Here is a 21136-nt window from a genome sequence, read left to right as displayed (position 1 = left end):
AGCGGCCGTTCGGCGGCGAATTCCAAGCCACCGCAAAATCCATTCGGAAAGAAGGGAAATGATGGTCAAGAAAGGTTACAAAATCAACTTCGTCGCCGCCGCGCTGGCGGCCTCCCTGCTGCTGCCCGGCGGCGCATACGCCTCCCCCGCCGCCTCGTCAGGCAGCGGGCTGGCGGAATCCGTATCCGCCTCGGCCGCCTCGCAGGCGCTGCTCCAGAGCCGCTTGCAGCAAGGTCTGGCGCTGTCCGGCGCCGCTCCCGCCCCGTCGCTGGCGCGGGGACTCGCCTCGGCCGGCACGACGCCGGCGCTCATCTCGCCGAATCTCGATACGAAGTCCTCGGCCCGCGTCAAGGTCATCCTGCAGCTCGACGGAGCCGCGGTCGCCGAAGCCGAGTTCGCCGCCCGCCAAGGGCTGGCCGCGACGTCCGATGCGGTGACGCCGGAGGAGGTCGACGCCGAGCAGGAGGCGCTGCTCGCCGCCGCACGCCAGCGCGGCCTGTCGCTGAAGGTCAGCTACCGCTACGACACGGTGCTGAACGGCATGGAGGTCGAGCTGCCGGCGAATCAGATCCCGCTGCTCGCCCTGCTCCCGGGCGTCAAGTCGATCCATGAAAACCTGACGTACACCGCCATCCCGGCGGAGACCGTCTCGCCGACAGCGATTTCGTCCGAGTGCAAATGCGACATCGATCCGCTGGAGCAGCTCGGGGTTCCGGCCGCGTGGGCCGCAGGGCTGACGGGCCGAGGCCTCAAGGTCGGCGTCATCGACACCGGCGTGGATTACCTGCATCCGGATCTGGCCGGCGCGTACAAGGGCGGCCACGACTCGTATTTCAACACCGACGATCCCTACGAGGAAATCCCGAACGCCGCTACCGGCAACACGGGAACGACCCACGGCACGCATGTCTCCGGCACGATCGTCGGCCGCGCGGCAGCGGACGCGGATGTCGTGCAAAAGGGCGTCGCCTACGAGGCCGAGCTGCACGCCTACAAGGTGCTCGGCTTCAATGCCGAGACCGGCCGCGCGTCCGGCTCCTCGGCGCAAGTCATCGACGGCATCGAGCGCGCGGTGAAGGACGGCATGGACGTCATCAACCTGTCGCTCGGCGCCGACGAAGTCAAGGACCCGTTCTCCCCGGACTCGATCGCGGTCAACAACGCCGTGCTCGCCGGCGTCGTCGCCGTCGTCGCGAACGGCAACGCCGCGGACGAGGGCCGCTACTACTACTCGATGGGCTCCCCGGCTTCCAGCCAGCTCGCCATCTCCGTCGGCGCGGCGAACAGTCCGAGCCGCCACTACGAGGCGACCGTCAGCGCGACCGTCTACAGCCGCACCGTCACCGACGTCGCCTACGGCGGTCTCGACTACGGCCTGAGCGCGATGGGCTGGCGCACCGGCGAGGAGGACTTCGCCTCGATCATCGGCACGGGACCGGTCGAGGCGGTGTACGCGGGCCTCGGCGCGGAGAGCGACTACGACGGGCTCGATGCCGAGGGCAAGCTCGTGCTCGTCTCGCGCGGCTCGCTCGCCTTCGTCGACAAGGCCGCGATCGCCAAGGCGCAAGGCGCCCGGGCGCTGATTATCTTCAACGGGCTGAACGCCGGCGCCGCGGCGAACCTGAGCGAGTCGATCCCCGGACGGGACGGCTTCATCGGGCCGGTCGGCTTTTTCGGCGACAGCTTCCGCTACCTCCCGACGTTCGACATGGAAGGCGCACCGGGGCGCGAGCTCGCCCGCATCGTGCTGGCGCATCCGGGAGCGGCGTTCACGCTGCAATTCGGCGCCGACTATCCGCTCACGGTGGAGCCCGGAGACCGCATGGCGGGCTTCAGCTCGCGCGGTCCGGCCTCCGACGGCAGGCTCGGCATCAAGCCGGACGTCATCGCGCCAGGCGTGAACATCCTGTCCACCTGGCCCGCCTACGGCAAAACGAATCCGGACGCCTCCTACGACGAAGCGTACAACCGCATCAGCGGCACGAGCATGGCATCGCCGCATACGGCGGGCTTGGCGCTGCTGCTCCGCCAGCAGCATCCCGAGTGGACGCCGATGGACATCCGCGCCGCGCTCGCGAATACGGCGGACACGATTTATGACGAGACGGGCACGCGCTACGACGTCTACTCGCAGGGCGGAGGCCGCGCCGACATCGCCCAGGCGATCCGGACGCCGGCCGTGCTGCAGACGGTCGAGCCGCTCCAGCTGCTGGACGGCGGCCTCTATCCGCTCGACGTGACGAACTTCGGCAGCAGCTACAGCTTCGGCGTCGTACCGGCCGGCACGGCCGCGCCTTCGGCCCAGCTGCGCGTCAAGAACACCTCCGGCTCGGCGGTGACGTACGCCGCCTCGGTCGAGCTGCATCCGTCCGTCACCTCCGATCCGGCGAACCCGGTCGAGACGCCGGACGTGTCCAAGCTGGCCGTCTCGCTGGCCGGACTTGCCGGCGGGGGCGTGACCGCTCCGGCCGGAGGCACGGCGAGCTTCTCGCTGAACGCCTCCGTCGCCGACGATGCGGCCGAGGGCGCCTATGAAGGCTCCGTCGTGCTGACGGCTCCCGGCCTGCCGACGCTGCGCCTGCCGTTCGCCCTGCATGTCGGGGACTCGCTGCCGGACAACGGCTTCGGCATCCAGGACCTGACGCTGTCGAGCCCGATTCTCTCGCCGGACGGCGACGGCGTGAACGACACGATCGACGCGAGCTTTACGCTGCATGCGGAGCGCGTCAACATCATCGATCTGGAAGTCTATGATGAGAACGACGATTTCGTCGGCCTGCTGTTCCTCGCCGATGCGGGCATCGGCAGCTCGTTCCCCGCCGGCCGGTACACGGTGAGCGGCCTGGACGAGATGTACTATGATAGCTACGACGAGGACGGCCGGCCGATCTACAAGAAGCTGCCGGAAGGAACCTATACCCTCTACGTCGTCGCCACCGAAGTGAACGCGAGCGGCCAGCTCGCGAACCAATACTCCACGACCAAGTCGATGGCCGTCGCCTACAACAAGACGGAGCTCGGCCTCGTCGCGAACGCCAAGGAGGCGTTCCAGGCCAAGGTCGTCAACACGACGGCCGTCGGCAAGCCGGTGCTGGAGCTGCCGGTCCGCCAAGGCGTCTCGTACGCGGTGACGGGCAGCGACCGGCCGGAGCTGATCTCGGCGGACGGCGTGCTGGCCGCCCGTCCCAAGACGGACGACACCGTGACGCTGACCGTCACGATCGCCTCGGCCAAAGTGCCGACGATCCGCGACGCCGTCCAGGTGCCGGTCGCGCTGAAGGGCGTGCCGGCCGAGCTCGGCGACCGGGCGCTCAAGGGCGTGCTGCGCCCGGCGCAGACGAAGGCGCAGCTGAAAGCCTCCGTCTCCGCTGACGGCCTCGTCACCGTGACGGACGCCGATATCGCCGCCGCGCTCAAGGGCGCGAAAAAGCCTCTGGCGCTCGTCGTCAACGGCTCCTGGCTGGAGGACGGCGGAGCGGTGCGCCTGTCGCTCAGCGCCTCCCAGGCGGCGGCGCTCGCCAAAGCTCCGCTCGGCAGCTCGATCGCGCTGAACGCGGGCCGGGCGGCCGCCGAGCTGCCGCTGTACCTGCTCGCCTCGCTGCCCAAGGGCGCCGGCGCCGAGCTCGCCATCCGCGACGCAGCCGGCCAGGCCGCCGCATTCGCGGCCGCTCGCCCGGGCGTGACGCTGCTCGGCGCGCCGGTGGCGTTCGAGCTCGGCTCGGTCGCCAGCCCCGGCTCGGCGCCGAAGCCGCTGCCGGTTCCGGAGAGCGCGTTCGCTCGGCACGCTTTCGTGCTCGATACCGGCATCGACGCCTCCAAGGCCGGCGCGCTGTATCGGCACGGCAGCCAGGCGCTGCCGGCGCCGTCCACGTTCGCGGCGAACGCGGACGGGACGACGACCGTCACCGTCTCGCATCCCGGCTATGCCGTCTATGCGGCCGCCAAGCGGACGGCCGCCTTCACCGACATCGCGGCCTCGCCGTACAAGTCCAGCATCCAGCGGCTGGCCGACAAGCTGCTGATCGACGGCACGTCGGAGACGAAGTTCTCGCCCAAGACGCGCCTGACGCTCGCCCAGTTCGACGACCTGATCAGCCGCGCGTTCGGCTTGCCGCCTCTGGACGGCGGCACGTTCGCCGATTCCGTCGCTGCAAGCGGCGCCGGAGCGGCGTTCTCGCCGCTGAACGCGGACGCCCGGACGATTGCCTCCGGCGCGGGCCTGCTCGGCGGCGGAGCGGCGTCCGCGAGCTCCACCCTTGGCGGGCTGGCCGGCAAGTGGTACACGAGCGTGCCGGTCATCAGCCGCGAGGCGGCCGCCGGCTTGATCGAGCAGCTGCTGAGCGCCGCGAAGCTGATCTGACCGAGGGCGGAACGTCCTCCAGCGCGGCACTTCGCGCCGCATGGACGGACCGTTGCCAAGGAAGCGCCCTGCCGGGTCGGCAGGGCGCTTTTCCGCGCAACCCGGATTTCTTCGCGCGGCCGACGCATTCAGGTCCGTTCCCGCCCTCGTTCAGCGATTGCCGCGCGGCTGTCGAGCGCAAGTTCCCCTTCTCCCCGCCTTCCCTCCCGCATGCAACCTTTTTCATTAAAATGGGAATATTTTCGCTTGAGCCCTGGTTCTGCATCGCCTACTATAGATAAGTTGCCCTGTGCAAACGTTGGCGGCCCGTCGATCCATCCGGACATCCCGGACCGCCTGCGATCATGGAAATGAAACGGAGAGATGACCTCAAGTGGAGCAACCGCATCCCACCCCCTCGGCTAAACCCGGCCTCCGCCGAGGCCTTAAAGCGCGGCATATGACGATGATCTCGCTCGGCGGCTCGATCGGCACCGGGCTGTTCCTCGCCAGCGGCGGCGCGATCCATAGCGCCGGTCCCGGCGGAGCGCTGCTCGCCTACGGCCTCATCGGCCTCATGGTGTACTTCCTCATGACGAGCCTGGGCGAAATGGCGACGCATATGCCGGTATCCGGCACGTTCAGCACGTATGCGAGCCGCTTCGTCGAGCCGAGCTTCGGCTTCGCCATCGGCTGGAACTACTGGTACAACTGGGCGATCACGCTCGCTGCCGAGCTGGCCGCCGCGACGCTCATCCTGAAGTACTGGCTCCCCGGCAGCAGCTCGCTGCTCTGGTCGGCGCTGTTCCTCGCGCTGCTCGTCGGCCTGAACCTGCTGTCGGTGCGGGCCTACGGCGAGTCCGAATTCTGGTTCGCGATGATTAAGATCGTGACCGTCATCGTCTTCATCGCCGTCGGCCTGCTCATGGTCGTCGGCATCTGGCGCGGCGACGGCATAGGCGGCACCGGCTTCGCCAACCTGACCGACAACCCGTTCCCGATGGGCATGCTCGCCGTGCTCGGCGTCTTCATGGCTGCCGGCTTCTCCTTCCAGGGTACGGAGCTCGTCGGCGTCGCCGCCGGCGAGAGCGAGGACCCGAAGCGCAGCGTGCCGCGCGCCATCCGCACGATCTTCTGGCGCATCCTGCTGTTCTACATGCTGGCGATCCTCGTCATCGGCCTGCTCATCCCCTACACGACGGAGGAGCTCGCGAGCAGCGACATCTCGCAGAGTCCGTTCACGATCGTCTTCGAAAAAGCCGGCCTCAGCATCGCGGCGTCCGTCATGAACGCCGTCATCCTGACCTCGGTGCTCTCGGCGGGCAACTCCGGCCTCTACGCCAGCACGCGCATGCTCTATACGCTGGCCCAAGAAGGCAAGGCACCGCGCTGGCTCGCCGGCGTGAACGGACGCGGCGTGCCGGTGCCGGCGCTGCTCGTGACGGGCGCGTTCGGCATGCTGGCCTTCCTCGCCTCGTTCTTCGGCGACGGCGTCGTCTACGTCTGGCTGCTCAACGCGTCCGGCATGACCGGCTTCATCGTCTGGATGGGCATCGCGATCAGCCACTATCGGTTCCGCCGCGCCTGGGCGGCGCAGGGCCGCTCGCTGGACGAGCTGACCTATCGCGCCAAGTGGTTCCCGCTCGGCCCGCTGCTCGCGATGGGGCTGTGCGCCGTCGTCATCGGCGGCCAATTCGTCGGCGGCCTCTCGGACGGCCGGGTCGACTGGGCGTACATCGTCGCCTCCTACTTCGGCCTGCCGCTGTTCCTCGCCATCTGGCTCGGCCACAAGTGGAAGCATCGCACCAAGCTGCTGCCGCTGCAGGAGTGCCGGCTGGACCCGGAGGAATAGCCGCTTCCGATTTCGATGAAATCCAAAAAGCGTCCCGACCACTTCGCCAGTGGACGGGACGCTTTTTCATCGCTTGTTTTCCTTTAAATTAATAATCCCTAGAAGCGAAATGACTCCGCCAAGAATCATGAGATAAAATTCGGGTCCATCGTACCAAGAATCCTTGACTCCTTGCAAATAGATAGCCACGAGCATCAATACGAATCCGATCAGCGTCGCTCTAAGAGCGGTATAGTCCACAGATATTCCTCCCCTTCGGACAGGATGGTCGAATGTTCAAGCTGAAGCCCGCTCCCCGCCTCAGCGGTTGTCGATCTTCTCCGGGTACAGGTCCAGGTTCATCATGCGGTACTCCGCCATCTGCTCGTACTTCGTGCCCGGACGGCCCCAGTTGCAGTACGGGTCGATGGAGATGCCGCCGCGCGGCGTGAACTTGCCCCACACCTCGATGAACTTCGGCTGCATGAGCGCGACCAGGTCGTTCAGGATGATGTTCATGCAGTCCTCGTGGAAGTCCCCGTGGTTGCGGAAGCTGAACAGATACAGCTTGAGCGACTTGCTCTCGACCATCAGCTCGTCCGGGATGTAGGCGATGTAGATCGTCGCGAAGTCCGGCTGGCCCGTCATCGGGCACAGGCTCGTGAATTCCGGACAGTTGAACTTGACGCGGTAGTCGCGCCCCGGATGCTTGTTGACGAAGCTCTCCAGCACCTCCGGCGCATACGTCGTCGGATACTGCGTGCCCTGGTTGCCGAGCAGCGTGACGCCGCCCAGCTCCTCCTTGCTTCTTCCTTGCTCGATCTCGCTCATCCGTCTCTTCTCCTTTGTCGTTGAAAATCATCGTGCGCCCCGCGCCCGCCAGCAGTCCAGGCTCAGGCCCTGTCGTTCCCGTCCTCCGGCCTCCAGCCTGCCGGATTGTGGAAGCCGGGACTTGCCCCTATAATGAAGGGAACTATGTCCGCAAGGAGCGCCCTATGAAGATCCGATTCGCCGCCGCGGCGGCTCTTGCCATCCTCGTGCTGTGCGCCGTCGTGTTCGCGATGCCGCCGGCCGAATCCTACCAGGACCCCGATACGTTCTGGCATATCGAGGTCGGAAGCCAGGTGCTGGATACCGGCCAAGTGCCGCATACCGCCATCCATACGTTCTGGGGCGACGACAAGCTGCCCTACGTCCCGCACGAGATCGGCTTCCAGGTTATCATCGCCTGGCTGTACCGCGCCTTCGGCTGGGCCGGCACCTATCTGCTGACCGCCTCCTGCCTGCTGCTGCTGGCGTTCGGCCTCTACCGCATGATGCTCGTCTCGCGGCGCGAGCTCGGCCTCGATTCGCGCGGCCGCGAGGCGATCCTGACGCTGCTGCTGCTGCCGGTGCTGTGGGGCATCTACGACATCTATTTCACGACGAGGCCGCAGATGATCTCGGCGTTCCTCATCGTCTGGTTCTTCGTGTTCCTGCGCGAGTTCCAGCTGCGGCCCGCGGCCCGCTACATGGCGCTGCTGCCGCTGCTGTCGCTCCTGATCGCGAACTTCCACTCCGGCGTCTGGCCGGTCATCGTCGTGTTCCTGGGGATGGCGCTGCTGGAGGCGCTCGTCACGCGCCGCCTGCTGAGCCGCCGCATCGGCTGGCGCTGGCTCGTCGTGGCCTTGACCGTGATCGGAGCCGGCTTCCTCAATCCCGGCGGAGCCAAGAGCATCCTGTTCATCCTCACCGTCACGCAGGACAACTTCAACCTGCTCATCAACGAGTGGAAGGCGATCCAGTTCAACAGCATGGGCAATCTGACCGCGACGCTCATGCTGCTCTCGTTCGTCGCGCTGCTGCCGTTCAGCGTGAAAAGGCGGTTCTTCCGCTTCGAGTTCATGCTGGGCATCTTCTTCCTCGGCGTGTCGAACTACAAGTACCATCTGTTCCTGTGGCTGTTCGTCCTGTACTTCGCCGCCGTCGTCATCGAGGACGTGCCGGGCCTGCGCCGCTTCCGCATGCGCGTCGGGATCGCTCCGCTGGCCGCCGGCCTCGCGGTCGGGCTGGCGGTGAACGCCGCGTACAACTTCCAGCATGCGCCGCAGCCCAATTCGTTCAAGTACCCGGTCAAGGAGATGGACTACATCCTCTCCGACTTCGAAGGTCCGGGCCGGCCGAAGGTCATGACGCTGTACGGCTCGTCCGGCTACGTCATGTTCCGCGGCGGCGACGTGCTCTCGGACGGGCGGCAGGACCCGTTCATCACGGACGACACCAAGACGGTGTTCGGCTGGACCGCGTTCGAGCAGTCGATGCACGGCTTCCCCGTCTACGTGACCGATCTGGCCAAGGCCAACGATCCGGATTACCTCATCGTCACCCGCAAGAACGGCTCCAGCGTGTTCTACCGCACCTGGGTCAAGGACTACGGCTCGCCCGTGAAGTCGGGCGACTTCGGCTACGTGTTCCGCGTGTCGGACCAAAAAGCGCCTTCCGCTTAGCGGAGGGCTTTTTTTCGCTCCGCGGGCGTCGGGGCGGCAGAGCGGATTTTCCCGCGCGGTGCCGCCCGGTCCCCTCCATTCCAGGCACTCCGACTCCCTCGTCGCCCCGATGCTACCAGCCTCGTTCTACGCGCGGTTCCTTCCACGCGCAGCGCGCCGCTGCCGCCTCAGACGCCGCGCTTGTTGCCCCACAGCCAGGCATGCAGCTGGGGCAGGACGCGCACGCGACGCCAATCCGGGTCGGCCATGACGGCATCGACCAGGCGCTCATAGCGAGCGGCCAGATGCTCGCGCAGCGCCGCCGGCTCCGGCTCGTCCAGCCGGTCATTGCCCGCCTGCAGGAACATCGGCACCGCCGGAAAGCGGCGATGCACCTCTTTGGCGTAGGCGAGGTCGCTTCCTGGACGGGCTGCCTCGCTTGTTCCGTCTGCCGATGTCGACCTGCTTGCCCCTTCTCTCGATCTCGACCGGGTCGCCTCGTCTGCCGATTTCAGCTCGCTTGTCTCGTCGGCTGATCTCGCCCCGCATGACTCGCCGGCCGATCCCGCCCCAGCCGCTCCGCTTGCCATGCCGGACGAGCCGGCCGCCTGAGGCCCATCGAAGGGCTCCTCCATGACGACGACCTTCAGGCTCGGCGTCCGGCCCGCCGCCGCGAGCCGCTCCACGATCTCGTCCAGCCGCGCCCAGTCGGTCGCCATGCCGGAGCTCGGCGGCTTCGGCGACAGCGTCAGCTCGTCGACGGCCGGAAACCAGTCCTGCCAGCGGCTGCCCTGCGTCTCCAGCGCGACGATCGTGCCGCCGCCCTGCAGCAGCGCGATCAGCCCGCCGAGCTGCGGCAGCAGCGCCGGGTTGCCGCCCGAGAGCGTGACATGCCCCGGCCACTCGCCGCCGGACAGCGCCTTCAGCTCTGTCAGCACGTCCTCCGGCTCCAGCCAGCGGATGTCGGCCTTGGCGCTGCCGTCCCAGGTGAACGCCGAGTCGCACCAGGAGCAGCTGTAGTCGCAGCCGGCCGTGCGGACGAAGCAGGTCTTGACGCCGATGACCATGCCCTCGCCCTGCACGGTCGGGCCGAACGTCTCCAGCACGGGGATGCGGGTCCGCCGCTCACCCATGAGCGGCCTCCGGGCGATAGATCACATAGCTCGACGGCGTCTCCCGCAGAAACACCTGCAGGCAGCGCGCGCCGTGGCCGCGGCGGTCGAGCTCCTCCTGCACGAGCCGCCAGACGGCCCGGGCGACGACCTCCGTCGTCGGGAATTGATCCGAGTCGAGCTCTGCATCGTTTTCAGCGCCGGCCTGCGCCTCGTCCGCTGCCGAGCGGCGCTGGCCTGCGCCAGACGAAGCTCCTTGCTCAGCCGCCGCGACCGCTTCGGCTCGCTGCATCGCGTTCTCCGCCGCGCCTTGACCCGCCGCTTTCGCCGCCCTGCCTCCATTCGGCATCCGCGCCGGACCGCCGAACAGCTCGTCGTCGTTGAGCAGCCGGTGGTCGAACCGGTCCTGCACCAGCTTCTTGATCTCCGAGAAGTTCACGAGAAAGCCGCACTCGTCCAGCCGGTCGCCGCCGACAGCGACGTTGCAATGGTACGTGTGCCCGTGCACGCGGCTGCAGCGGCCGGCCGCCTCGGCCGGAATGTAGTGCGCCGCCGCGAAATGGAACTCCTTGTTCAGCTCGAAGCGGTACGGATGGGGGGGCGCCGGATAGATCGCATGCATCATGCTCGCGCCTCCACCTGCGCTCCGCGCCGCGCCAGATACTTGTCCAGTCCGGCGCGCCGCAGCTTGCAGGCCGGGCATTCGCCGCAGCCGTCCGCCGGGATGCCGTTGTAGCAGGTAAGCGTGCGCTCCCGCACGAAGTCGAACGCGCCGAGGCGGTCCGCCAGCTCCCAGGTCTGCTCCTTGTCCAGCCACATGAGCGGCGTCTCGATGACGAACGTCTCGTCCATCGCCAGGTTCAGCGAGACGTTCAGCGACTGGATGAAGATGTTGCGGCAGTCGGGATAGCCGCTGAAGTCCGTCTCGCAGACGCCCGTGACGATCGTCCGGGCGCCGACGCCTTGCGCGAGCACCGCCGCGAACGACAGGAACAGCAGGTTGCGGCCCGGCACGAACGTATTCGGCAGCCCGCCCTCCTCCGAGGCGTCCGCTACGGCGACGTCGCTGCGCGTGAGCGAGCTCGGCGCGAGCTGCCCGAGCAGGCTCATGTCCAGCACATGGTGCCGGACGCCGAGCTCTGCGGCGATGGACGCCGCGCACTCCAGCTCCAGCGCGTGGCGCTGCCCGTAGCGGAACGTCACCGCCTCCACTTCCTCATACCGCTGCAGCGCCCAGAACAGGCACGTCGTGCTGTCCTGGCCGCCGCTGAAGACGACGACCGCCTTGCCTTTCCGCTTATCGAGGGAACCTCCCTCAAGCTTGTCCATCATCTGATCTTCTCCTCTCCTGACCGACCGAACCGGCAGAGAGAGCCAAGCGATTCTCCGATCCTTCGTCCGCGCGCGGACAAAGAAAACGGCGGGCAGCCCGCTTCCCGTCTACGGGAAGCGGCTGTCCGCCGAACGCAAAACACACGGATTCCCCGAAGGAATCGTGTGCTTGTAGTTTTTTATAGAGGGAGTTCGCGAACCTCTCCCGGCACTTCCGACCCCGTTAGGGCCGCGCCGGACTTTACTCTTCGGTTGTCCCCACCAGCATAGCACAGCCCGCCGCCGCTGGCTACCGGCAGGCCTTCGCAGAGATGCGGCCGGCCTTCCGCGCGCCCCGCTCCTGCGCCGGTTCGCCGCCGTCGGCCTGTTCTACGAATGCCCGCTCCTTATGCTATAATGGTCGGCATTCAGGCTTCGCGAAGGAAGGGAGATCGGCCGATGAAGACGATGAAGGCGCGCAGCTTCTACCGCACCTACGTCAAGAACAACCTGTTCACGAAGCTGCTCGCGACGCTGTCGGCCATCTCCGTGCTGACGATCGTGACGCTGGCCTACCTGCTGTACGCCTTCATCGCGGACTCCGCGCGGAGCGACATCCTGGCCAACCAGCGGCGCGCGATGGAAGCGGTATCCGCCCGCCTGCAGGCGAGCAGCGACAGCGTGCAGCGCATCGTCGCGGACCTGTACCAGGATCAGGCGCTCAGCCAGAACGTCACCTATCTGCTGTCCCATCCGTTCGCCGACTATTTCCGTTACCGCATCGACCGCTACACGGACGAGCCTCGGGCCGGCTACGGCAACGCGATCACCTACTTCGAGCGCCAACTCGCAGCCGACAGCTCCATCCGCCAGATGATGCTGTACAGCTCCGTCCAGCAGTACCTGTACGCCTGGAAAGCAGGCGGGAGCCCGCAGCTGCTCGAGCTGAACTCGGCGTTGTCCTACATCCCCGACGCGATGGCGCTCGAGCTGCCGTCCATCTCCGCGCCGAACCCGTGGGTGGCGCGCGGGCTCGGCCTCGATGCCGACCGGGTGTATGCGGTGCGGGCCGCCGTCAACAACCCCGGCACGCTGCAGAAGACCGGGCAGCTGCTCGTCCATTTCAGCTCGGACAGCCTCCTCTCGGCCCTCCGGCCCTACCTGGACGAGCTCAAAGGCTACGTGCTCGTGCTGACGCCGCAAGGCCAGGTGCTGTTCGACTCGTCCGGCCGCTACTACGGCTCCATCTATCCGTACGCCTCGCGCATCAGCTCGCTCGATGCCGCCGCCACGCTCGACCGGCCTTCCCGGGTCGCCGTGCTGAGCGACAGCCTCGCCGGGTACTCCGTCGTCGGCGTCGTCCCGGACGAGCAGCTGGATGCCGCGACCGCCGGCCTGCGGCGCACGGTGCTGCTGCTGAGCGGGCTCGGCATCCTGCTCGCCGTGCTGCTGCCGGGCTTCGCCGTGGCGAGCGTGGCGCGCCGCACCGGCAGCCTCGTGCGCCTCATGCGGCGCGTCGAGACCGGCGACTTCGCCGGCCGCATCCAGGACGAGCGCGGCGACGAGCTCGGGCAGATCGGCCAGGGCTTCAACCGCATGCTCGACCGGCTGAACCGCCAGATCGAGCAGGAATACAAGGCCGAGCTGCGCCAGCGCAGCACCGAGCTGTCCGCCATCCAGGCGCGCATCAACCCGCATTTCCTGTCCAACACGCTCGAGGTCATCCGCATGCGGGCCGTATCGCGCGGAGCGGACGACGTCGCGGAGATGATCTACAGCCTGTCCGTGCTGTTCCGCAGCATGGTCGGCAGCCGCAGCCTCGTGCCGCTGCGCGAGGAGCTGGAGCTCGGCCGGCGCTATCTGGAGCTGTTCCGCATCCGCTACAAGGACCGGTTCGCCTACTCGATCCGCATGGACGACAGCCTCGCCACCTCCCCCGTCGTGAAGCTCTCCTTGCAGCCGGTCATGGAAAATTACATCGTGCACGGCCTCGACACCGATCGCGACGACAATCGCTTCGACATCTCCGCCGTGCGCGGAGGGGGCGGCCGCATCGTCGTCACGCTGCGCGACAACGGACGCGGCATGGAGCCGCAGGCGCTGGAGGCGCTGCGACAGCGGCTGCAGCGGCCGCCCCAGGCGCAGGAGGAGAGCGGCTCGTTCGGCCTGCAGAGCATCCTCGACCGCCTGCGGCTCGTCTACGGCTCGCATGCCGCCGGGCTGGACGTCGACAGCGCGGCCGGAGCCGGCACGACGGTGACGATCTGGTTCCCGGTCGGGAGCGAGGAACGCTCCGGCGGGCTGTAGCGGCTTGCGGCAGCGACGGGCGCAGCGACGGGCGGCAGCGGCGGGCGGCAGCGGCGGGCGGCAGCGACGGGCGGCAGCGGGCGGCAGCGGCGGGCGCAGCGGCGGGTGCAGCGACGGGCGGCAGCGACGGGCGCAGCGGCGGGCGGCAGCGACGGGCGCAGCGACGGGCGGCAGCGGCGGGCGGCGGCAGCGGGCGGCAGCGGCGGGCGGCAGCGACGGAGACGCTAGGGGATGGGGATGCGCGAGCGGAACAGAGCCCTGGGGGACGGAGACGGAGTAGGACCGAGCCGTGGCAGCAGAGCCGCGAGCGCTGCAGCGGCGCAGCCCTGGGGGACGGAGTGCAGCAGCAGATCCGTTCCCGGCGCGCATCGGCACGCGGGGCAGCTGCCGCAGAGAGGCCGCAGCTCGAGGCCGCAGCTGTAACGAAACTGAGGTTCCTTATTCGTCTCCAAATCGGCCTTTTGCAAAAATAACGAAACGGAGACGTCTTATTGGCATCATTTCTGCTGAAAAAGGGGCTCTTTGAGCTGAATAACGCGTCTCTGTTTCGTTAGCGGCTGGAATGTTGCTTTTAGAGCCGAATAGCGTGCCTCAGTTTCGTTAGCGTACAGGCCAAAGCAGGCACACAGGCAAACCTCAGGTACTCCGGTATACGCTGGCACTTCAGCCAACCATGGCACTTCAGCCAACCATGCACTTCAGCCAACCATGGCACTTCAGCCAACCATGCACTTCAGCCAACCATGCACTTCAGCCAACCATGCACTTCAGCCAACCATACACTTCAGCCAACCATACTTCAGCAAACAATTGCCCTTCAGCACACGCACCTCCGTCAGCAAGCACAGGTAATTCAGCAACTCAGGTAAATCCAGCAACTCGGCTTCTCCAGCAACTCAGGTTCTACGTCATGCGCAGGAACACTCGCGCGTGCATCCTACAGCAGCTCAGCTCCTCCGGCAAACGCAGGTGCGCCAGCACACGTAAGCATGTATGCCATAGGCAAATGCCGATCTGCCGCTGTGATGGTCCTGTTCAGGCAATGCGCGCCGTCTCAGCCCCCTCGTATCCATCATCTCTCGCCGAAGGAGGATTCCCTATGTACAGAGTGCTGCTCGTCGATGACGAGCCGTTCATCGTCGAAGGCTTGCAGGACGCGCTCGACTGGTCTTCGTTCGAGCTGGAGATCGCGGGCACGGCCGGCAGCGGCCGGGCCGCGCTGGAGCTGCTGCGGCGGCGCCCGGTCGACTTGCTCATCACGGACATCACGATGCCGGGCATGAGCGGGCTGGAGCTGATCCGCGAGGCCCGCAAGCTGCTGCCGGAGCTCAAGGTCATCATCCTGAGCGGCTACAACGAGTTCGACTACCTCAAGGAAGGCATGTCGCTCGGCATCGAGAACTACCTGCTCAAGCCGGTCAGCTTTCAGGAGCTGCGCTCGACGCTGTCCGCCTCCGTCGCCAAGCTGAGCGCCGCCCCGGCCGGCGCTCCGGTCCTCTCTCCCGAGGAAAAGGGCATTCTGCGCGACCGCATCCTGTTCCGCTGGATGCGAGGCGACATCGATCCGATCGAGCTCGGCCAGCGCGCCGAGCTGCTCCGCCTGCCGCTCGGGCAGCCGTGGCTGTGCGCCGCGACCGCCCGCCATGCGGCGAGCGGCGGCGCGCAGGCTCGACGTCTCGTGGACGAGACGCTCGGCGAGCGGGAAGCACCGCTGCGCTTCTCCGATCTCGACGGCGACGAGGTGCTGCTATTTCTCGGCGGAAGCCCCGAGGAGGCCCGCGCCCGTGCCCGCGCCGCGCTGGAGCGGCTCGCGGAGGCCGATGCCTCCTGGCGCGCAGGCGGCTCGCGGCCGGAGGCTGGCGGCGCAGGCGCCTCCTCCGGAGCGGCGGCCCCACCCGGCTCCGCGTCCGGCCCTGCCCCGGCCCCGCCCGGCTCTGCCGCCGCTATGCCCGCGCCCGGCCCCGCCCGGCCCGGCTCCGTCTCCGGCCCGTCTGCGGCTCTGCCTGCGCCCGGCCCGGCCCCGGCCCCACCCGGCTCTGCCTCCGCCCCTCCCGCGCCCGGCCCTGACCCGGCCCCGCCCGGCTCTGCCGCCGCTTCGCCAGGCACCGGCTCCGGCCTCGACTCGGCGCCGGTGCGCTTCTCGCTCGGCACGGCCGAGCGCATCGGCGAGCTGGAGCAGCGCAGCTACGCCTTCGCCAAAAAGGCGCAGGACTACCACCTGCTCCATGCCGGCAGCCCGATCCTCGACGCGGCCGAGCTGCGGCCGTCTGCCTCCTCGACCGACGAGCCGCTCGAGATCGGCGGCGACGCCTACTCGCGCTGGCTGCTCGCGCGGGATACGGACGCTCTTTTCACTCGCGTCGACGACGACTTCCTGGCGCTGCAGCGGCGCGAGGGGGCGACGCCGGAGCTGCTCAAGAGCGCGGCGATCGAGCTCGTCGTCGCCTTCCGGCTGGAGCTGCGCGACATGAAGGGCGGGGAGCAGTCGCAGGAGGTGCTGTTTCAGTTCAAGAAGTCGCTCGACCGGATCAGCCGCGCCTCGGCGCTGGAGGAGCTGACCGACGCCGTCAAGGCTTCCGCCCACTTCACGATGGAGCTGCTGCAGCGGAGCGACCGCGTCCCGATCGTCAGCCAGGTCGTGCAGCATGTGGCCGAGCGCTACGCCGAGCCGCTGTCGCTCAAGTCGCTCGGTGCGACGTACCACATCCATCCCGCCTACCTCGGGCAGCTGTTCGCCAAGGAGACCGGCGCCGGCTTCACCGACTACCTCAACCGCTACCGCATCGAGCGGGCCAAGGACAAGCTCCGGACGACGGACGACAAGGTCGCCGACATCTCGCAGGAGGTCGGGTATGTGGAGACCGGCTACTTCTACAAGCAATTCAAGAAATACGTGGGCCTGTCGCCTAATGAATATCGGGAGCTGCGCTGACCGGCGCGGCTCTTTCTTTAGTTTGGACAGCGGATTCATAATTTGTCGCCTATTTGAAAATGCTTTCATTCAGTAAGGTTGAACCAGAGAGGCGCGCTCAAGCCCGCCATCATGCTTGCTTCAAGGGAGGAAGTCATCATGAAAAAGAGATCCACACGCACGGCGGGCGCGCTCGCGCTCGTCCTGACGGCTGCGCTGGCGGTCACCGCCTGCGGCAGCGAGAGCGGCTCCGGCAACGAAGGCACCGCCGAGAAACCGGTCAACCTGATCTGGTACACGATCGGGGCTCCGCAGAAGGACACCGACAAGGTCATGGCCGAAGTGAGCAAGTACACCGCCGAGAAGATCGGCGCCACCGTCACGATGAAGCAGATCGATTACGGAGACTACAACCAGAAGATGGGCGTCATGGCCGCTTCCGGGGAGCCGATGGACCTCCTGTTCACCGCCTCGTGGGCGTTCGACTACGTGCAGAACGCGCGCAAGGGCGCTTTCCTCGAAATCGACGACCTGCTGAAGTCGCACGGCCAAGGCATCGTCGACGCGCTCGACCCGGCCTTCCTCGAAGGCTCGAAGGTCGACGGCCACAACTACGGCATCCCGGCCAACAAGGAGCTGCCGGCGCAATCCGTCTGGCGCTTCAACAAGCAGCAGCTCGACCAGCTCGGCCTCGACTACAAGCAGGCGACGACGCTAGAGAGCCTGGAGCCGTTCCTCAAGGCAGCCAAGGAGAAGCTGCCGGGCGTGCTCGGCCTGAAGATGGACAGCAACTTCAATCCGGTCGTGCCTTATGACTACCTGATCCAGGGGCTGCCGATGGGCGTCGCCCTGAACGGCGACAGCAGCAAGGTCATCAACGTGCTGGAGACGCCGGAGATGAAGCAGGCGCTGGAGACGATGCACAAGTATTACAAAGCCGGCTACATCTCCCCGGAAGCGGCGACGACGACATCGACCGGCGACCTCGAGAAGACGGGCAAGTGGCTGATCGACAAAGCCGACACCCAGCCGCTCGCCGACAATACGTGGAGCACCAGCCTCGGCTACCCGATCGTCTCGACGCCGGCCGGCGAGTCGATCGTCTACAACTGGTCCGTCATGGGCTCGATGCAGGCGATCTCGGCCAACTCGGAGTATCCGGAGAAGGCGATGGAGTTCCTGAACCTGCTCAACACCGACGCCAAGCTGCGCAACCTGATCGACTCCGGCATCGAAGGAACGCACTACAAGCTGACCGGCGACAACCGCATGGAGAACCTGCCAGAATCCAAAAACTACGACATGCCGACGTTCTCGCTCGGCAACGTCATGCTGACCTACCTGAACCCGGGCGATCCGGACGACAAGTGGGAGCAGTTCAAGCAGTTCAACGAGCAAGGCCGTCCTTCCCCGGCGCTCGGCTTCAACTTCGACACCTCCAAGGTATCGACGGAGCTGGCGAGCCTGCAGAACGTCAAGGCGGAAGTCTGGGCGCCGCTCATGACCGGCACGGTCGATCCGGCCACCTACCTGCCGCGCGCCATCGAGAAGCTCAACGCCGCCGGCCTCGACCGGATCATCGCCGAGGCGCAGACCCAGTACGACGCCTGGAAGGCCTCGCAGAAGTAAACGAACGTTTCGAACCGGCGGGCGAAGGCGACTTCGCCCCCTTTTCGTGCTGACGTCCGGACTTCATCCATCCCATCCAAGGAGGCATGCCATCATGAACGGACTGGCGGGCTTCTTCCGCAACCTGAACCGCAACAAGGCGATCCTGCTCATGGTCCTGCCGGGCGCGCTGTGGTTCCTCGTCTTCTCGTACATCCCGATGGCCGGAGCCATCATCGCATTCAAGGAATACCGCGTCAGCCGCCACGGCTTCATCGACAGCGTCATCAGCAGCGCATGGGTCGGGCTCGACAACTTCAAGTTCCTGTTCAGCACGAACGACGCCTGGGTCATCACGCGCAACACGCTGCTGTACAATGTCGCGTTCATCGTCATCGGCCTCGTCGCGGCGGTGGCGATGGCCATCGTGCTGTCGGAGATCACCAGCAAGCGCATGTCCAAGCTGTACCAGACGGGCATGTTCATGCCGTACTTCCTGTCCTGGGTCATCGTCGGCTACTTCGCGTTCAGCTTCCTCAGCCTGGACAAGGGCCTGCTCAACCAGGCGCTGCGCGGCCTCGGCCTCGACCCGGTCAATTGGTATTCCGACCCGACGTACTGGCCGTTCATCCTCGTGTTCATCAGCATGTGGAAAGCGATCGGCTACAACAGCGTCGTCTACCTCGCCTCCATCCTCGGCATCGACCGCTCGCTCTACGAGGCGGCGATGATCGACGGCGCGAACAAGTGGCAGCAGATCCGCAATATCACGATTCCGATGCTGACGCCGCTCATGACGATTCTGACGCTGCTCGCGATCGGCAAGATCTTCTACGCCGACTTCGGCCTGTTCTACCAGGTCCCTCGCGACTCCGGCGCGCTCTATTCGGTCACGAACGTCATCGACACCTATGTGTACCGCGGCCTCAAGACGACCGGCGAGTTCGGCATGGTGACGGCGGCGGGCTTGTACCAGTCTCTGGTCGGCTTCCTCCTGGTCATCACGTCCAACTGGATCGTCGGCCGGGTGAACAAGGACAATACGCTGTTCTAAACGAGGACGAAACCGCTGACGCGCAGGACGTCCGCTTCGGCGGACGAATTGGCAGAAGCGCAGGACGTCCGCTCCGCCGGACGAATCGGCTGACGCGCAGGACGTCCGCTTCGCCGGACGAAACCGCTGACGCGCAGGGCGTCCGCTTCGCCGGACGAAACCGCTGACACGCAGGACGTCCGCTTCGGCGGACGAATCTCCCTCCGACGCGCAAGGCGTCCGCTTCGCCGGACGAAACCGCTGACGCGCAGGGCGTCCGCTCCGCCGGACGAATCTCCCTCCGATTCCTCTGGAGCCCAGATTCCTCTGAATTCCCTCCCTGAAAGGGTTGGAATCCGGCCTCCAAGGGAACCGCTCCCGCTTCTCCAGGAGATTTCGTCCGTCTCCGCTCCCTGCGCCTGTCGCACCCAAGCAAGAGCGGTCCGGCACCGCCGGATAAGTCCGCTGACGCGCAAGGGGTCCGCTCCGCCGGACGAAACCGCGCGCAGGGCGTCCGCTTCGCCGGACGAATCTCCCTCCGATTCCTCTGGAGCCCGGATTCCTCTGAATTCCCTCCCCGAAGGGGTGGAATCCGGCCTCCAAGGGAACCGCTCCCGCTTCTCCAGGAGATTCCGTCCGTCTCCGCTCCCTGCAGATGCTGCGGGTGCCGGTTGGCGCCGATTCGGCCTCGCTGGCCCCATACGGCTCCACCGCCGGCGAGGCCGGCCTTCCCGTCCGCTCTGATGCCGGCGGGGCCGCTCGCGCTACCTGCTCTTGGCCCTGCGGGCGCAAGAGCAAGAAGCGCCTGCCGCCTCCTCGATGTGCGGGAGGCGCCCACCGCCCCCCACAACCAGGGGGCGGGGAAGGCGGGAGATCGGCAGGACGAGGCGGAGCGGAGGGAGACGGGCCTTTCGGAGAAGCGGCAGCGGTCCCCTTGGAAGGCGGATGCCCACCCCATCGGGGGTCGGGCGATCGAGGCATCCGCGTTCCAGCGGGATCGGAGGAAGGCTTGTCTCACGCAGCGGCGTTCCCGGACGCCGATCGAGCAGATCAGCGCAGCGGCGTTCCCGGACGCCGATCGAGCAGCGGCCCTTGCCTCACGCAGCGGCGTTACCGGACGCCGATCGAGCAGCTCAGCGCAGCGCCGCACCGGACGCCGATCGAGCCGTCACTCTTCGCAGCTTCTCCATCGCGCTCGTCTTTCCCACCCCATTCCCCCCACGAAAGGAGTCCCGCCCATGTCCAAACCGTCCGCCGCGCTGCCGCCCAAAGCGGCGCGCGACTTCCATAAGCTGAGCCCGGCCTGGAACGCGGCCTTCCACGTCATCGCCGGCCTGTTCGCGCTGCTGTGCGTGTTCCCGTTCGTGTTCATCCTCATCATTTCGTTCACGAACGAACGGACGCTTGCCGAGGACGGCTACCGGCTCGTTCCTTCCGAATGGAGCCTCGAGGCCTACCGCTACGTGCTGCAGAACGGCGACGCCCTGCTCCGCTCCTACGGCGTCACGATCTTCGTGACCGTCGTGGGCACGGCGCTCGGCCTGCTCGTCGTCACGCTGTACGCCTACGGCATCTCGCGCAAGAGCTTCCAGTACCGCAAGTTCTTCAACTTCTTCGCCTTCTTCACGATGCTGTTCAACGGCGGCCTCGTGCCGACATACATCGTCGTGACGCAGATGCTCGGCCTGAAGGACAGCATCTGGGCGCTCATCCTGCCGCTCATGGTCAACGCGTTCTACGTCCTCATCATGCGCACGTTCTTCCTCACGATGGTGCCCGAGGCGATCATCGAGTCCGGCAAGATCGACGGCGCCAGCGAGCTGCAGATTTTCTACAAGCTCGTCCTTCCGCTCGCGCTGCCGGGCCTGGCGACGATCGCGCTGTTCAGCACCCTCGGCTATTGGAACGACTGGTTCAACGCCCTGCTCTACATCGAGAACCCGAACCTCGTGCCGCTGCAGTCGATGCTCATGCGCATCGAGACGAACATGCAGTTCCTGCTGTCGCAGGCGTCCAGCAACTCCTCGCTCGCCCAGGGACTGCAGAACATGCCGCAGGATACGGCCCGCATGGCGATGGTCGTGCTCGCCACCGGCCCGATCGTGCTCGCCTACCCGTTCTTCCAACGCTACTTCGTCCAGGGCTTGACGATCGGGGCGGTCAAAGAGTAGGGTAGCGGCGACTCATTCGCCGGATCGGCCTAACGAGCCTAACGGCGG

12 protein-coding genes, 1 pseudogene and 1 riboswitch are annotated in these 21136 nt (G+C 66.7%); of the genes and pseudogenes, 9 read left to right on the top strand and 4 right to left on the bottom strand.

Going from position 1 to position 21136, the window contains the following annotated elements; all coding sequences use genetic code 11:
* The first annotated feature begins 58 nt into the window (after nucleotides 1-58).
* Together HGI30_RS02505 and HGI30_RS02500 are read left to right on the top strand one after the other, a co-directional pair.
* Nucleotides 59-4360: a S8 family serine peptidase gene (locus tag HGI30_RS02505; RefSeq protein WP_168906252.1), complete on the top strand. Its 4302-nt coding sequence runs from the start codon at nucleotides 59-61 to the stop codon at nucleotides 4358-4360.
* A 439-nt stretch (nucleotides 4361-4799) separates the two neighbouring features.
* Complete coding sequence (locus tag HGI30_RS02500) at nucleotides 4800-6191, top strand: amino acid permease (RefSeq protein ID WP_168906251.1); 1392 nt, start codon at nucleotides 4800-4802, stop codon at nucleotides 6189-6191.
* Between the two features lie 300 nt (nucleotides 6192-6491).
* Here the strand turns inward: HGI30_RS02500 and queF are convergent, their stop codons facing one another.
* Nucleotides 6492-7001 carry a preQ(1) synthase gene (gene queF, locus HGI30_RS02495; RefSeq protein WP_168906250.1) on the bottom strand — a complete coding sequence of 170 codons (510 nt, stop codon included), beginning with the start codon at nucleotides 6999-7001 and terminating at the stop codon, nucleotides 6492-6494.
* A gap of 164 nt (nucleotides 7002-7165) precedes the next feature.
* On the opposite strand from queF, the gene HGI30_RS02490 reads away from it, so the two are divergent.
* Nucleotides 7166-8656: a hypothetical protein gene (locus tag HGI30_RS02490; RefSeq protein WP_168906249.1), complete on the top strand. Its 1491-nt coding sequence runs from the start codon at nucleotides 7166-7168 to the stop codon at nucleotides 8654-8656.
* Between the two features lie 605 nt (nucleotides 8657-9261).
* Here HGI30_RS02490 and queE read toward each other — a convergent pair.
* The 3 genes and pseudogenes from queE to queC all read right to left on the bottom strand — a co-directional run.
* Nucleotides 9262-9768 (bottom strand): annotated as a pseudogene (queE, locus tag HGI30_RS23620) (7-carboxy-7-deazaguanine synthase QueE); the annotation flags it as partial.
* Nucleotides 9761-10372, bottom strand: coding sequence for a 6-carboxytetrahydropterin synthase (locus HGI30_RS02480; RefSeq protein ID WP_168906247.1), 612 nt, complete (start codon nucleotides 10370-10372; stop codon nucleotides 9761-9763). The gene HGI30_RS02480 and the pseudogene queE, both read right to left, overlap by 8 nt.
* Nucleotides 10369-11076 (bottom strand): 7-cyano-7-deazaguanine synthase QueC, encoded by a 708-nt coding sequence (queC, locus tag HGI30_RS02475; RefSeq protein WP_168909677.1) that lies wholly within the window; start codon nucleotides 11074-11076, stop codon nucleotides 10369-10371. Before queC ends, HGI30_RS02480 begins: the two co-directional genes overlap by 4 nt.
* Nucleotides 11077-11244: 168 nt before the next feature.
* Nucleotides 11245-11288: riboswitch (PreQ1 riboswitch) on the bottom strand.
* Nucleotides 11289-11517: 229 nt separating this feature from the next.
* Here queC and HGI30_RS02470 point away from each other — a divergent pair.
* From HGI30_RS02470 to HGI30_RS02445, 6 genes are all read left to right on the top strand, one after another.
* Entirely contained in the window at nucleotides 11518-13365 is a 1848-nt protein-coding gene (locus HGI30_RS02470; RefSeq protein ID WP_168906246.1) for a sensor histidine kinase, read from the top strand.
* Nucleotides 13366-13369: 4 nt separating this feature from the next.
* Nucleotides 13370-13645, top strand: coding sequence for a hypothetical protein (locus tag HGI30_RS02465; protein ID WP_168906245.1), 276 nt, complete (start codon nucleotides 13370-13372; stop codon nucleotides 13643-13645).
* Nucleotides 13646-14464: 819 nt separating this feature from the next.
* A complete protein-coding gene (locus tag HGI30_RS02460; protein WP_168906244.1) occupies nucleotides 14465-16297 on the top strand; it encodes a response regulator in 1833 nt (610 codons plus the stop codon).
* A 138-nt stretch (nucleotides 16298-16435) separates the two neighbouring features.
* Complete coding sequence (locus tag HGI30_RS02455; RefSeq protein WP_168906243.1) at nucleotides 16436-17905, top strand: ABC transporter substrate-binding protein; 1470 nt, start codon at nucleotides 16436-16438, stop codon at nucleotides 17903-17905.
* A 94-nt stretch (nucleotides 17906-17999) separates the two neighbouring features.
* Nucleotides 18000-18938 carry an ABC transporter permease gene (locus tag HGI30_RS02450; protein ID WP_168906242.1) on the top strand — a complete coding sequence of 313 codons (939 nt, stop codon included), beginning with the start codon at nucleotides 18000-18002 and terminating at the stop codon, nucleotides 18936-18938.
* Nucleotides 18939-20155: 1217 nt separating this feature from the next.
* Nucleotides 20156-21088 carry a carbohydrate ABC transporter permease gene (locus tag HGI30_RS02445; RefSeq protein ID WP_168906241.1) on the top strand — a complete coding sequence of 311 codons (933 nt, stop codon included), beginning with the start codon at nucleotides 20156-20158 and terminating at the stop codon, nucleotides 21086-21088.
* The last annotated feature ends 48 nt before the right edge of the window (nucleotides 21089-21136 follow it).

The organism is Paenibacillus albicereus (assembly GCF_012676905.1).
GTDB classification, from domain to species: Bacteria; Bacillota; Bacilli; order Paenibacillales; family Paenibacillaceae; genus Paenibacillus_O; species Paenibacillus_O albicereus.
The sequence above is the reverse complement of the archived record's forward strand: the minus strand, read 5'-3'. Positions and strand labels throughout refer to the sequence as shown.

Excerpts from the sequence above, each read along its gene's own strand:
- HGI30_RS02505 (WP_168906252.1), top strand. The coding sequence starts at position 59 with ATGATGGTCAAGAAAGGTTACAAAATCAACTTCGTCGCCGCCGCGCTG.
- HGI30_RS02500 (WP_168906251.1), top strand. The coding sequence starts at position 4,800 with ATGACGATGATCTCGCTCGGCGGCTCGATCGGCACCGGGCTGTTCCTC.
- queF (WP_168906250.1), bottom strand. The coding sequence starts at position 7,001 with ATGAGCGAGATCGAGCAAGGAAGAAGCAAGGAGGAGCTGGGCGGCGTC.
- HGI30_RS02490 (WP_168906249.1), top strand. The coding sequence starts at position 7,166 with ATGAAGATCCGATTCGCCGCCGCGGCGGCTCTTGCCATCCTCGTGCTG.
- HGI30_RS02480 (WP_168906247.1), bottom strand. The coding sequence starts at position 10,372 with ATGATGCATGCGATCTATCCGGCGCCCCCCCATCCGTACCGCTTCGAG.
- queC (WP_168909677.1), bottom strand. The coding sequence starts at position 11,076 with ATGGACAAGCTTGAGGGAGGTTCCCTCGATAAGCGGAAAGGCAAGGCG.
- HGI30_RS02470 (WP_168906246.1), top strand. The coding sequence starts at position 11,518 with ATGAAGACGATGAAGGCGCGCAGCTTCTACCGCACCTACGTCAAGAAC.
- HGI30_RS02460 (WP_168906244.1), top strand. The coding sequence starts at position 14,465 with ATGTACAGAGTGCTGCTCGTCGATGACGAGCCGTTCATCGTCGAAGGC.
- HGI30_RS02455 (WP_168906243.1), top strand. The coding sequence starts at position 16,436 with ATGAAAAAGAGATCCACACGCACGGCGGGCGCGCTCGCGCTCGTCCTG.
- HGI30_RS02450 (WP_168906242.1), top strand. The coding sequence starts at position 18,000 with ATGAACGGACTGGCGGGCTTCTTCCGCAACCTGAACCGCAACAAGGCG.
- HGI30_RS02445 (WP_168906241.1), top strand. The coding sequence starts at position 20,156 with ATGTCCAAACCGTCCGCCGCGCTGCCGCCCAAAGCGGCGCGCGACTTC.